This window comes from Ectopseudomonas toyotomiensis (assembly GCF_900115695.1).
Lineage (GTDB): Bacteria > Pseudomonadota > Gammaproteobacteria > Pseudomonadales > Pseudomonadaceae > Aquipseudomonas > Aquipseudomonas toyotomiensis.
The window spans coordinates 100,466-114,270 of record NZ_FOXK01000008.1; the positions used below are offsets into that span (position 1 = coordinate 100,466).

Here is a 13,805-nt window from a genome sequence, read left to right on the forward strand (position 1 = left end):
CTCATTGGCGTGGCAACAGTTCGAAACGCGCCTCCTGCACGCTCTCCGAATCCAGCCCCAACTGGACACGGAAGGCACCTGGCTCGCTGACATGCTGCAGGCTGGCGTTATAGAAACGCAGCATGGTTTCGTCGATCTCGAAACTCAGCTCGCGCGCCTCACCTGCTTCAAGCTTGACCCTGCGAAAATCCTTGAGTTCCTTCATCGGACGGATCACCGAAGCGGCCTCGTCGTGCAGATACAGCTGCACCACGGTCGCGCCAGCCCGTGACCCGGTGTTCTTCAGCGTGACGCTAACGCGAATCTTCTCGCCCGGCGTCATGCGCTCGGCGGACAGCTTCGGCGCCGACAGCTGGAAGTCGCTGTAGCTCAGCCCGTAGCCGAACGGATAGAGCGGGCCGTTGGGCTCCTCGAAATACTGCGAGGTGTAGTTGCCCGGTGTGCCGGGTGTGTACGGACGGCCCAGGCGCAGGTGGTTGTAGTAGGTGGGAATCTGTCCGACCGAACGTGGGAAGGTGATCGGTAGCTTGCCAGAGGGGTTGTGCTCACCGAACAGCACGTCGGCGATGGCGTTGCCACCCTCGATGCCGCTGTACCAGGTCTCCAGCATCGCATCGGCGTTTTCCTTCTCCCAGACGAGCGCCAGCGGCCGACCGTTCATCAGCACCAGTACCAGCGGTTTGCCAGTGGCCTTGAGCGCACGCAGCAGCGCCTGCTGGCTGTCAGGCAGATCCAGACGCGTGCGACTGGACGACTCGTGGGACATGCCGCGTGCCTCCCCCACCGCCGCGACGATGACGTCAGCCTGAGCAGCGACGCTCACGGCCTCGTCCAGCATTGCCTGTGGTGTGCGCTTGTCCAGCACCACTTCAGGGCGGTCCCAATTGAGCTGGTTGAGGTAATTGATCACATGGGCATCGTCGGTGACATTGGCGCCGACGGCGTAGAGCAGCTTGCCCTGGCCTTGCAGCGCCGCCTCCATGCCCTTGCGCAGGGTCACTGCCTGCTCGGCCACACCGACCGCCGACCAGCTGCCGAGCATGTCCACGGGCGAATCGGCGAGCGGGCCGATCAAGGCGACGGTGGTCTTCTTGCTCAGCGGCAGGGTGTCGCCATGGTTTTCCAGCAGTACCAGGGAGTCGCGTGCCATGGCCCGTGCGTCGGCGCGGTGCAGGCGGCTTTCGGCATTGACGTCGGCCGGGTCGTCTTCGGCGCGGCCGATGCGGCGGAACGGATCGTGGAACAGGCCAAGGTCGTACTTGGTGTTCAGTACATGGGTGACGGCTTCATCCAGCACGCTCTGCGGCACCGCGCCGCTGCGCACCAAAGCAGGCAGCTCCTGATCGTAGAGCGTGTCGGCCATGCTCATGCCGACACCTGCCGTGACGGCCAGTTTTGCAGCCTCACGGCCGTCGGCGGCCACACCATGGCGCAGCAGTTCGGTGATCGCACCGTGGTCGCTGAGCGCCACGCCCTTGAAGCCCCAGTCGCGACGCAGCAGATCACGCAGCAGCCAGGTATTGGCCGAAGCTGGCACGCCATTGATCGCGTTCAGCGCCACCATCACCCCGCCGGCACCGGCATCGATGGCGGCGCGATAAGGCGGCAGGTAATCCTGGTACATGCGCATCGGGCTCATGTCGACCACGTTGTAGTCGCGCCCACCCTCCACTGCGCCGTACAGGGCGAAGTGCTTGACGCTGGCCATGATGCGCTGCGGGTCGCTGGGATCCTTACCCTGATAACCGTGAACCATCGCCGCGGCAATGCGCGAAACCAAGTACGGGTCCTCGCCGAAACCTTCGGACGTGCGGCCCCAACGCGGATCGCGGGAAATGTCGACGGTCGGCGCGAAGGTCATGTCCAGGCCATCGGCGCTGGCCTCGAAGGCCGCGACCCGCGCGCTGTTCTCGATGGCAGGAATGTCCCAGCTCGAGGCCAGCCCCAGCCCAATCGGAAAAGTAGTGCGATGGCCGTGGATGATGTCGTAGGCGAAGAACACCGGGATACCCAGGCGACTGCGCAGCGCCGCCTCCTGCATCGGGCGGTTTTCCGGGCGTACCACCGAGTTGAAGGTGGCGCCGATACGCCCTGCGGCCATCTCCTCGCGGATGCGCTCACGCGGCATGTCGCCGCCAATGCTGATCAGACGCAGTTGGCCGACCTTTTCCTCCAGGGTCATGCGGCCTACCAGATCGGCGATGAAGGCCGATTTGTCATCGACCGAAGGCGCGGCAGCCAGCAGGTTGGGGAGGATCAAGGCAGAGGCAAGAGCGAAGTGGTGCAGGTATTTCATCGAGAGCGGCATCCGGGATGCGAATCATTGTTTGAATGGCCGCCACGATACTCCGAGTCCTCGCGCCGCGCCGCGGGTTGGTGCAAAAAAACTTAAGCACCATTCAAAGGCGTTCCAGCAATTACGACCCCAGACTTTCACAAACTTGCGCATTTTTTTCTTCGCCTCTGGTTTTGCCTGTCGGCAGGCGTAGCATGGCCGCATTCGGGAGATGGTGATGGCGCAATTCGAACATCTGCAGGTATTCCAGAGCATGAGCCGCTCACCCAACGCGCGGCTGCACGCCATGGCCGAACTGGGCAACGGCATGGCCGTGGCACGCTGGAGCAATGCCCATGATGCGCGTGACTACCTTGCCCCCAGCCACCACACGCTGTCGTGCTACCTCAGTGGCGGCACAGGCACATTCCGCCGTGAGCAACCCGGCAACAAGGGCGCTCCAGACAAACTGTGCATCCTGCCGGCCGAACACCAGTCGGCCTGGATCATCAATGGCGAGATTCAGCTAGCCCACCTCTATATAGAGCAGGAGCAGTTCGCCCTTGGCGCGGTCGCCTTGCTTGATCGCGAACCGCGCAGCCTGCAACTGGAAGAAGCGACCTTCCTCGAGGACACCGAACAGTCCACACGCTTCCGTCAGTTGTGCACCCTCGACTGGCAGGAGCCGGGTGAACGCCTGCTGGCCAGCAGCCTGGCGCACCAGTTGCTCGACCATGCGCTACTCAACCAGGTTGGCCTGCGCCAGGGCCTGCGTCTCAAGGGCGGCCTGGCACCGCTGCAACGCAGGCGTGTACGCGAATTCATCGAGCAGTATCTGGAGACGCCGCTGCCACTGAGCCAGCTGGCCGCGCTTTGTGCCCTGTCGGAATACCACTTCGCGCGCATGTTCCAGAGCAGCTTCGGCCTGCCGCCGCACCGCTACGTGTTGGCCCGACGCCTGGCGCGTGCCTGTCAGATGCTACGTCAGCCAGCCCCTGCTCTGAGCGAGGTGGCATTGGCCTGCGGCTTCGCCAGCGCCAGCCATTTCAGCAATCGTTTTCGCCAGGCACTGGGCGCCACACCGGGGCAGTACCGCGCTGCATTCCTGTAAGACAGAAGCAGCCCACCTCCCTCCCTACCGTCGGCAATCTCGGCGCCACGCCTGCTAATCGTCACGCGGCTATGCGAAAATCTGGGGCTTTGCATTGCCACGGCCCAGTCATGCGCCCATTCCTTTTCGCCACGGGGCTTCGTTGATGCCTCTGGATATTCACCAGTTACGCCAGGAAGACTGGCGTTCCGAGTTCGGCGCGGGCGACCTGCGCCGCGGCATTTCCTACGCCGAAGAAAAGCGCAGCAAACTGCTCAGCCTCAAGGACCACAGCCTGCTCGCCAATTGCCGTGGTTCCGGCGGGCAGACCTACCAGCAGCGCATCACGCTGCACCCTTACGGACGCAAATGGAGCGTGACCGGCCACTGCAACTGCCCGGTTGGCTTCAACTGCAAGCACGTGGTCGCCGCCCTGCTCACCCTGGAAGCGCAACAGCGCGCTGGCAGCGACCTGTCGGACATCATCGTGGTGAACAAGGAACTGGCGGAAACACGCCTCGAAGGCATCCCCCCCTCCGCCATCCTCAGCCTTGGCAGCCAGGTGCGCGTACATTTCGACGCACGCAAAGGGCGCATGCAGGAACAGACTCAGCACCGCGCGGCGCTGGCCTTCGACTACGCCGGGCACAAGGTTTTCGGCAAACCGGCCAAGGATCTGGTCAAGCGCCTGGATGAGCAAACCAACCTGCGCCTGATCCGCGACGGCGGCGCCGAAGCCAGCCTGCGCAAACGTCTGGAAAATCTCGGCCTGCAGGTAGCCCTGCGCCAGAGCGAGGCGCTGCCGGCAGAAGCCGGCGAGCCGTTCGAACTGGAGCGCGAGCGCGACTGGCTGGATTTCGTCCAGCAACAACTGCCGCAGCTGCGTGCCGAAGGCTGGCAAATCCACATGCGCCCGGACTTCCAGTACAACCTCGCCGAGGTCGACGACTGGTACGCCGAGGTCGAGGAAGATCCGCAGCAGAACTGGTTCGATCTGGAGCTGGGCATCGAAGTTGAAGGCCAGCGCCTGAGTCTGCTGCCGATCCTGCTCCAGGCCATTCGCCGCACGCCCTGGCTGCTGGCGCCCGAAGCGCTGGCCCAGCGCGCCGACGAAGATCGCCTGCTGGTCAGCCTGCCGCAGGGCGGCAAACGCATCGCCCTGCCCTTCGCCCGTTTGAAGCCGCTGCTGGTCACGCTCGGCGAGCTTTATTTCCGCGACCCTGGCGACGATCATCTGCCGCTGCGCCTCGGCCGCGCCGACGCCGCACGCCTGGCCGAGCTTGCCCAGGGGCCCGAACTCAGTTGGCAAGGCGGCGATGAATTGCGCGGCTTCGCCCAGCGCCTGCAGAACCTGTCGGTACGTGAAATTGCGCCACCCGAGGGATTGCAGGCCGAACTGCGCACCTATCAGGTGCAGGGCCTGAACTGGATGCAGACCCTGGCCGAACTGCGCGTCGGTGGCGTACTGGCCGACGACATGGGCCTGGGCAAGACCCTGCAGACCCTGGCGCACATCCTCTGCGAGAAACAGGCCGGGCGCCTGAAAAATCCAGCACTGATCGTCATGCCCACCAGCCTGATTCCCAACTGGCAGGACGAGGCGGCGCGCTTCACCCCGCAGTTGCGCGTACTGGCCCTGCACGGCAACAAGCGCAAGGCGCTGTTCGAGGAGATCGCCGAGCACGATCTGATCCTCACCACCTATGCCCTGTTGCCACGCGACCTCAAGGCGCTGAACCAGCAGCGCTATCGCCTGCTGATTCTCGACGAAGCGCAGAACATCAAGAACCCGCGCAGCAAGGCGGCCACTGCAGCGGCTCAGGTGCAGGCCGACCTGCGCCTGTGCCTGACCGGCACACCGCTGGAAAACCACCTGGGCGAACTCTGGTCGCTGTTCCACTTCCTCATGCCGGGCTGGCTCGGCGACGCCAAGGCCTTCACCCGCGACTACCGCACACCCATCGAAAAACGTGGCGACGCCCAGCGCCTCAATCACCTGAACGGGCGCATCCGTCCGTTCCTGCTGCGTCGTAACAAGGAACAGGTGGCCAGCGAACTACCGCCGAAGACCGAGATCACCCAATGGGTCGAGCTGACCCAACTGCAGCGTGATCGCTACGAAACCCTGCGCCTGGCCATGGACCAGAAGGTGCGCGAGGAAATCACCCGCCAGGGCCTGGCGCGCAGCCATATCGTCATCCTCGAGGCGCTGCTGCGCCTGCGCCAGAGCTGCTGCGACCTGCGTCTGCTGGGTGACGACGACGGCGAGCTGAGCGCTACTGATTCGGGCAAGCTCAGCGCATTGCTGGACATGCTCCAAGAGCTGGTCGACGAAGGCCGCCGCGTGCTGTTGTTCTCCCAGTTCACCTCGATGCTGGCGCTGATCGAAGCAGAACTGCAGACACGCAAGATCGCCTACGCCAAGCTCACCGGCAGCACCCAGGACCGGCGCACGCCGGTCGCACGTTTCCAGGCCGGGGAGTTTCCGGTGTTCCTGATCAGCCTCAAGGCTGGCGGCAGCGGCCTCAACCTGACCGCCGCCGATACCGTGATCCACTTCGACCCCTGGTGGAACCCGGCCGCCGAAGCCCAGGCCAGCGACCGCGCCTACCGCATCGGCCAGGACAAACCGGTGTTCGTCTACAAGCTGATCGCCCGTGGCAGCGTCGAGGAAAAGATCCAGCAACTGCAGCAGGCCAAGGCCAGCCTGGCCAGGGGCGTGCTGGACGGTGGCAGTCAGGGCCAGTGGCAACTGGATGAAGAAGATCTGGCGGCGCTGTTCGCGCCGCTCGACTGACGCCTCGCTCCACCATGACGCTCAACGTGCTGGATGAAAAGAGCGTCGACTACGCGCCCCGATCCACCCTACATTCAGTCAGACGCATCGTCGCGCTCGGACTCGGCGTCCTCGCGGTTACGCGCCTTGCTGCGCGGGTGCGGGCCAGCCACGGCGGGAAAGCGCGACGAGGCGTAACGCACCACCAGAATCGCCAGGGCCAGCAACAGGATAGCTCCCGACACCATCACCACACCCCAGCTCGGCTTGTGCGTGTGGGAAATGTCGGAAATCAGCAAACGGGTCAGCGCGGTGATCGCCACGTAGATCATGAAGCGAATCGGCATGTGGTTGGTCTTGAAGTAGATGCCAACCATCGCCGCCAATTCCAGGTAGATGAACAGCAACAGAATGTCATCGACCGTGATGTGGCCCTTCTCCAGCATGCCGATGAAGGTCATCACCCCCGCCCAGGCCGTGATCGCCCCGATGGCGAACAGCGCCAAGTAATGGAAGGCCTCCATCAGCAGATTACCCAAGGATTCCGCCAGGCCATGCATGCCCGTACGCAGACGTTCCGCCCAATTCATCGTGTCACTCCCCAAAGCCCTGCATAACGGCCCGGACATCCGAAATGGATGCCCGTCCCCAGCGATCATGCAGGAAAAACACCAGCATGAGGATGATGCAGGGATGTGACGCAAAGACACAGGCGCGGATTGCCGCAGGCCTTTCAGAGCCACCAACTGAGCATCCCGCTCGCCAGCAGCGGCGCCGCGACCGGCAAAGCCCAGCGCAGGCGCCAGGCCAGCACGGCGACCAGCAGCAGTGCGGCGAGCATCAGTTGGCACAGCCACAGCACCGCGCCGATCTCGCCACCCAGGCTCAGGCTGCACAAACCCAGGGCAAGCGCGAAGCAGATCGCTGCAGCCCAGCGCAGAACGCGCTGGCGCAAAGACCCGGGCTCGCCGCCGAGCAAGGCTTTGTGATGACGCGACATGGTCAGGCACAGGGCGAGCATGCCGAGATAGGCCAAGGCAAAAGCGAGCAGCATCAGCGTACCTCCCCGGCCGGCTCGCGCGATGCCTGCGCCGGCCTGACCTGCAGCGCCGACGGCACGCCCAGACGCCAAACGTACAAGGCGCAGAGCAGGCCAGTCAGCAACAGGAACAGATCGATACCAGCCAACGCCCAGTCACCGCGTGCCAGGCTGGCCAGCAGATGGCCCTGCGGCGCCAGCAGCCCGGACAGCAGCGGCAGGCCCAGGGCCAGCAGCGCGCCGAGGGTCAATTGCTGACGCAGCAGACGCGGGCTGTGCCGGCGCAGCACCGCCCACAACGCCAGTAGCAACCAACTGGCGACGAACACCCAGGCCTCCCAACTGGCCCGCGCAGGCAGATTCTCGGGCAGCAGGCGATTGCCCCACAGCAGAGCCAGGCTGGCCAGCGGCAGGCCGACGAACACCGCACCGTTGAGCGCACGCACCACACCGATACCCCGCCCACCACGGGCCGCACGCTTGCTCAGCCAGACCCGGCTGCCAGCCACCAGCATGGCGCAGCCGGCCAGCCCCAACAGCAGATAGACCGCCCGCACCAGGGCGCCACCGAACTGCGCCATATGCAGACCAACCAACCACAGGTAAGTGCTGTAGCCGGCAGGCGCACGCTGTTCATGCAGCAATTCGCCGGTGCCGGCATCGAAGCTCAGCGTATCGGCCGGGTTGGCGATGCGCGAGCTATCAGCGCGGCGCACCTCCACCACCGCCGAGGCATCGTCCGGGTGGTGCACGCTGATCCAGCCTGGCTCGCCGCCCTGCCAGTGCGTGCGCGCCTGCTCAATCAGCGTATCGAGGGAAACCGCTGCAGCCGCGGGACGATGCAGCTCCTCGCGGTGATACCCGCCCATCACCTCGCTGAAGAAGTGCGCGATATCGCTCTTGTAGGCCACCTGAACGCCAGCCGGCATGTAGGAGGCGACGAAGATCGCCACGCCGGTGTAGGCCAACAGCAGGTGAAAGGGTAAGCCAGCCACACCGAACAGGTTGTGCGCATCCAGCCAGGCTCGCTGGCCGTTGGCTGCCGGGCGCAGGGTGAAGAAATCCTTGAAGATGCGCCGGTGGATGATCACCCCCGAGATCAGCGCCACCAGCATGAACATGCCAGCCAGACCAACCAGATAGCGCCCGAGCATGCCGCCGTGCAGCTCATAGTGCAGCTTGAAGAAGAACTCGCCGCCCTGGGTTTCGGCCAAGGGTTGCAGGCTGTGCGGGGCGAAGGCGCGGCGCTCGATCCGCTCACTGCCGTCGACCTCCCAGGCCAGTTGCCAGAACGGAGCACGCTCGCTCGGTGGACGCAGCCAGAAGGCGTGCAGTTCGTCCGCGACGTTGGCCTGCAGCCAGCCACGCAGCTGCTCGGCGCTCAGCGTAGAGCCCTGCGGCAGGTGCAGCGCCGGGCGCATCCAGCGCTCCAGTTCCTTGTCGAAGCAGGCCACGGTGCCACTGAAGAGGATGACGAACAGCAGCCAACTGGGCAGCAGGCCGCCCCAGGTGTGTAAACCGGCCATGGATTGCCGCAGACTCATGGGCGCGCTCCGAACTCAGCAGGAAGGAAGGCAGCCAGGCACGCCAGGACTGTCAGCCCCACCAGCAGCAACCAGGCACGCAGGGCGCTGCGCGCAGCGAACGCATAGATCGCTGCAGCGCTCCATACGGCAAAGCACAGCAGGCTGGCGAACACCACACGGTCAGCGCGCGCCAGCGGCAGGTAGACGGAGAAGAACGCGGTAAATCCGTAGGCCAGGGCATAGCCACCGAACAGTGCGGCCAGGATCCGCGAAGCGATATTCCAAGGGGTAGGAGAAGGTTGCTTGCTCACGGTCGGCTCGTTGTTCGCTGATCGGGTTCGGAGCGGCGCCCGCATCGCGGGCGCCGTCCTAGCGCGCAGGATCTAGAAGCTATAGCCCACGGTGCCCACCACGGTACGGCGGCTACCGATGAAGCAGTCACCGCGGGACAGGCAGGTGGTGTAGTAGGTTTCGTCTTCAAGGTTGCTGGCGTTGAGGGTGAAATTCCAGTTCTGGTACTGGTAGCCGAGCATGGCATCGAACAGAGTGGTGGACGGTGTTTTCAGCCGGTCGAGGCCGTCCCAACTGGCCCCCACGTAGCGCACCCCGGCACCGGCGCTGAAGCCGGGAATGCCTGCGATGCTGAAACGATGCTGGCTCCACAGCGAGGCCATGTCCTCCGGCACGCTGGCCAGGCGCTTGCCCTCTTCGGCTGGCGCCCCCTTGAGCACTTCGGTGTCGGTCTTGCTGTAGGTGGCAATGAGGTTCCAGTTCGGGTTGATCTCCACCAGCGCTTCCAATTCCAGGCCGCGGGCACGGGTTTCGCCATTTTGCAGGGTGTTCAGCGGATCGTTCGGGTCAGGCATGCGCCGGTTCTGTTCACGCAGGTCGTAGACCGCCGCGGTGAACAGACTGTTGCTGCCCAGCGGCTGATACTTGACACCCAGCTCCCACTGCTTGCCCTCGATCGGCTTGTACGGGTCGAGGGTACGGCTGTTGAGGCCAATGATCGGCTGAAACGATTCGCTGTAACTGATATAGGGCGCCAGGCCGTTATCGAACAGGTAGGTCAGGCCGACCCGCCCGGTGACGTCGTCGTCCTTCTGCCCCACGCGCCCCTGAGTCTTGCTCTCGGCCCAGTCCTTGCGCATGCCGAGCGTCAGCAACCAGTTCTCATAACGGATCTGGTCCTGGACGTAGAGGCCCTTCTGCACCGCCCGCTGTTCCGGATCTTCGCTCAAGGGGGTGCCGGAGGGGTCGAAGGTGCCGTATACCGGGTCGTACACATCCAACGGCGTGGCGGCGCCGCTGGCACGTTCGCGGTTGGTCACCGCGTGCTGGTAATCGCTGCCGAGCAGCAAGGTATGCTGCAGCGGGCCGGTGTCGAAACGCGCCTCGCCCTGATGGTCGGCTACCCAGACCTTCACCTCGGGCTTGGAGATGGAAAACACCCGATTGACAGTGCGGTTGTCGGCCTGCAGCACTGGCGGCCAGCCGTACATCGTCTGGTAGCTGACCTTGCTCTTCTGCCAGCGTAGGTTCTGCCGCAACGTCCAGGTGTCGTCCAGACGCCAGGAGAACTGCGAGGTCAGCGCAACCTGTTCGCTGTCGTACTCATCGAAGCCCGGCTCGCTGACGAAGGTGTTGCTATCGATCTCGCCATAAGGCGCACCCAACACGGTGCCACGATGCGGCAGGAACTGGCTGGTTGAGCCGGTATCGTCCTTCTGCACGTTGACCAGCAGGGTCCATTCGATGTCTTCGCTGGGCTTCCAGGTCAGCGAGGGCATCAGTACCAGGCGGTTGTCCTTGACGTGATCGACCTGGGTCTGGCTGTCGCGCTGCACTGCTACCACGCGGTACAGCAGAGTGCCCTCCTCGTTCAGCGGGCCGGTGCTATCCACTGCCAGTTGCTTGCGGTCGAAACTGCCGTACTGCGCCTGCAACTCGGTACGCTGCTCAGCCTGCGGACGCTTGCTCACCAGGTTGACCAGACCACCAACCGGTGTCTGCCCATAGAGCATCGAGGATGGCCCCTTGAGCACCTCGATGCGCTCCAGGGTGAACGGATCGGAGCGAATATTGGTGTAGCTGCCAAAGGTCTGCTGCAAGCCGTCAAGGAAGATGCTTGGCGCACTTCCGCGAATCATCGACCAGTCGCCACGGCTGTCCAGGCCATAGGTTTCTCCTCGCATGCCGGCGGTGTAACGAAGCGCGTCCTGCACGGTCAGTGAGCCCAGATCGCGGATACGGTCGGCGGTGATCACGCTGACCGACTGCGGCGTCTCCAGCAGCGGCGTATCAGTCTTGGTACCGGTGGCACTTCGGCTCGCCACATAGCCGGCCACCGGCCCGTTGGCGCGCTCGACTTGCTGGGTCGCGACAATGCTCTGCGCCTCGAGCTCAACGGCCTCCTCTTCAGCCAGTACCATCAGCGGACTTAGCGCCAAACCCAGGGTTGCCAGGCGGACGGAGCTGGTCAGGGAACGGTGGACAGTGGAGGTAGGCATTGCGACTCCTTAGGCAATGTGAAGGTCGTGTAAGGCGGCGACATATTAGTGAGAAATGTTTTTATTTTAAATATCAATTGCAAAATGACGCCATCTGACGGCCTCCCCCACTCACCAGCTATAGCTGGCGCTGGCAGTCAGGGTGCGACCGTAGCCGTAGTAGCAGGTCACTTCGCTGCAGGAGGTGTCGTACTCCTTGTCCAGCAGATTGCTGGCGTTGAGCGCCAAGCGCATGCCATCGAGTTGATAGTGCAGGCTGGCATCGACCAGGGTGTAGGCCTCGGACTCGACGCTGACGATAGGTTCCAGCGTCGGGTTGAACGCCAGCGCGGCGTTGCGCCCGGTATACCGGCTCTCGCCGACGTAGCGCACGCCGATGCCGCCGCCGAAGCCCTTGAATGCCCCACTGAGCTGGGTGTAGTCGAGCCAGACGCCGGCCGAATCACGTGGGGTACGCGGCAGGCGGCTGTCCTTTTCCCAGGCGTTGGGGCTCTTGCTGACGAAGGCATCGGTGTAGCTGTAGAACGCACTCAGATCCAGGCCCTCGGCCAGGCTGGCCAAGGCTTCCAGTTCGATGCCGCGGGAGCTGACCTCCCCCACCTGACGGCGCAGGGTACGCCCCGGATCACTGCTGCTGTCGTTGAGCACGTAGTCCTGCTTGGTCAGGTCGAACAGTGCCAGGCTGACGAAACTGCGCGCGCCCTGGGGCTGGTACTTCACGCCGATTTCGTACTGCTTGCCGCGCTCCGGGTCGAACGACTTGCCCGTGAGGGTATCGCTGCCGCTGACCGGGTTGAACGATTCGCTGTAGCTGACATAGGGCGCCAGACCGTTGTCGAACACATAGACCAGCCCCGCGCGACCGCTGAAGGCTTCGCTGGTGGTCTTGCTGTCGGCCTGTAGGGCGTCGTCGATCTGGTTCTGCGCCCAGTCGTAGCGGCCGCCAAGCAACAGCCGCCAGTGGTCGCCGAACTTGAGTTGGTCCTGCAGGTAGAGGCCGGTCTGGCGAGTCAGCAGGCTCTGCTTGCGATCGATGGCCGGCGATGCGAGTGGCCGACCGTACTGCGGATCGAGCAGATCCAGCGGCGGTACCGTGGCGCCATAATAGGCCGTTTCGTTGGAGCGGCTGCGGCGCCAGTCGAGGCCGAGCAACAGGTTGTGCTCGACGCTGCCGGTGGCGAAACTGGCCTCGGCCTGGTTGTCCACGCCCCAACCACTCATGTGTTCGTCCTGCACGCCGGCGCTGCGCAGCAGGGTGCGGCCGTCGGACGGCAACACGGCATAGGCGTTGATGTAGCTGTATTCCAGGCTGGTCTCGTCGTAACGCAGATTCTGCCGCAGGGTCCAGGTGTCATTGAGACGGTGCGACAACTGATAGCCGACGGAATAGTAGCTGCGCTGGAAGTCGTTGAAATCCGGCTCGCCATCGAAGAAGTCGGGATCGCGGTCGTAGGGCAGGTTGAAGGTGTCGCGCAGGTACGGCGAGAAGTGCGTGCTGAAGCCGTAGCGCCCGTCGTCCTTCTGGTAGGCGGCCTGGAGCGTCAGCTCGGTGTCGGCGTTCGGCCGCCAGGTCAGGCTAGGCGCCAGCATCTGCCGCTGCATGCCGGTCTTGTCGACCTGGGCGTTCGCGTCGTTACCAAGCATCACCACCCGATAGAGCAGCGAACCATCGTCGCTCAACGCCCCGCCGAAGTCGCCGGCCAGCTCCGCCAGATCGTCGCTACCGGCGCGTACACGGACTTCATTGCGCGCCGTTTCGCTGGGCCGCTTGCTCACCTGGTTGACGATGCCGCCAGGCTCGGCCTGGCCATAGAGTACCGACGCCGGACCACGCAGCACCTCGATGCGTTCCATCGCCCAGCTGTCCAGACGCGGCAGGCCGTAAGTGCTGGTCGGTTGCACCAGGCCATCGCGAAACACCCGGGTCTTGGCATCGAAACCACGGATGCTGAACCAGTCGTAACGGGTGTCGAAACCGTAGGGCACGCTGATGCTCGGGGTGTAGCGCAGCGCCTCTTCCAGGGTGGTGACGCCGCGTGCATCCATCTGCTCGCGACTGATCACACTGATCGCCTGTGGGGTTTCCAGCAGCGGCGTGTCGGTCTTGGTGGCGGTAGCGCTGCGGCTGGCGACATAGCTCCCGACCGGGCCGTTGGCGCGTTCAGCCGGCTGGGCGGTCACGGTCTGGCTCTGCAGCTCGAGGCTGTCGGCTGCCGCTTGCGGCGCCGGTTCAAGGCGATAGTCGCTCTGCCCGTCCGGCACCACGCGCAGGCCGCTGCCGGCCAGCAGTTGGGCGAAGCCCTGCTCCAGCGAGTAGTGCCCTTGCAGCCCGGAGCTGCTGCGCCCCCGGGTCAGCGCCGGGTCGAAGCTGAGCAGCACACCGGACTGCCGAGCAAATTCGGTGAGTGCCGACTCCAGCGCGCCGGCACTGACCTGGTAAGGCTGCGCAGCCCAGGCCGGGGTCGCCACGGGCAACAGCGCCAGCGGCAGACTGAGACTCAGCAGTGCGGCGCGTACGGCACGTGCCAGGGGCTGGAAACGACGGACAACGCGGGGCATGACGACTCCTTCGGCATAGCGTGAGGTAAC

General features: G+C 64.4%; 9 protein-coding genes. 2 read left to right on the forward strand and 7 right to left on the reverse strand.

Annotation, left to right across the window (positions count from 1 at the left end):
- Nucleotide 1 precedes the first annotated feature (1 nt).
- Nucleotides 2-2,296: a beta-glucosidase BglX gene (gene bglX, locus BM186_RS17225; protein WP_072425892.1), complete on the reverse strand. Its 2,295-nt coding sequence runs from the start codon at nucleotides 2,294-2,296 to the stop codon at nucleotides 2-4.
- Nucleotides 2,297-2,513: 217 nt separating this feature from the next.
- Between bglX and BM186_RS17230 the strand changes: the two genes are divergently transcribed.
- Nucleotides 2,514-3,386, forward strand: coding sequence for an AraC family transcriptional regulator (locus tag BM186_RS17230; protein WP_072425775.1), 873 nt, complete (start codon nucleotides 2,514-2,516; stop codon nucleotides 3,384-3,386).
- 145 nt (nucleotides 3,387-3,531) lie between these two features.
- Nucleotides 3,532-6,162: a DEAD/DEAH box helicase gene (locus BM186_RS17235; protein WP_074916902.1), complete on the forward strand. Its 2,631-nt coding sequence runs from the start codon at nucleotides 3,532-3,534 to the stop codon at nucleotides 6,160-6,162.
- Between the two features lie 74 nt (nucleotides 6,163-6,236).
- Here the strand turns inward: BM186_RS17235 and BM186_RS17240 are convergent, their stop codons facing one another.
- From BM186_RS17240 to BM186_RS17265, 6 genes are all read right to left on the reverse strand, one after another.
- Nucleotides 6,237-6,731 carry a phosphate-starvation-inducible protein PsiE gene (locus tag BM186_RS17240; protein ID WP_072425777.1) on the reverse strand — a complete coding sequence of 165 codons (495 nt, stop codon included), beginning with the start codon at nucleotides 6,729-6,731 and terminating at the stop codon, nucleotides 6,237-6,239.
- 143 nt (nucleotides 6,732-6,874) lie between these two features.
- Nucleotides 6,875-7,195, reverse strand: a complete 321-nt coding sequence (locus tag BM186_RS17245) for a DUF3325 domain-containing protein (protein WP_394327903.1) — start codon at nucleotides 7,193-7,195, stop codon at nucleotides 6,875-6,877.
- Nucleotides 7,195-8,724, reverse strand: coding sequence for a PepSY-associated TM helix domain-containing protein (locus tag BM186_RS17250; protein WP_074916904.1), 1,530 nt, complete (start codon nucleotides 8,722-8,724; stop codon nucleotides 7,195-7,197). The genes BM186_RS17245 and BM186_RS17250 overlap by 1 nt, the downstream gene beginning before the upstream one ends.
- On the reverse strand, nucleotides 8,721-9,017 hold the full coding sequence (locus BM186_RS17255) for a DUF3649 domain-containing protein (protein WP_074916906.1): 297 nt from the start codon (nucleotides 9,015-9,017) through the stop codon (nucleotides 8,721-8,723). Before BM186_RS17255 ends, BM186_RS17250 begins: the two co-directional genes overlap by 4 nt.
- Nucleotides 9,018-9,089: 72 nt before the next feature.
- A complete protein-coding gene (locus tag BM186_RS17260; protein WP_074916908.1) occupies nucleotides 9,090-11,216 on the reverse strand; it encodes a TonB-dependent siderophore receptor in 2,127 nt (708 codons plus the stop codon).
- A gap of 111 nt (nucleotides 11,217-11,327) precedes the next feature.
- Nucleotides 11,328-13,775 (reverse strand): TonB-dependent siderophore receptor, encoded by a 2,448-nt coding sequence (locus BM186_RS17265; protein WP_074916910.1) that lies wholly within the window; start codon nucleotides 13,773-13,775, stop codon nucleotides 11,328-11,330.
- Between the last annotated feature and the right edge of the window lie 30 nt (nucleotides 13,776-13,805).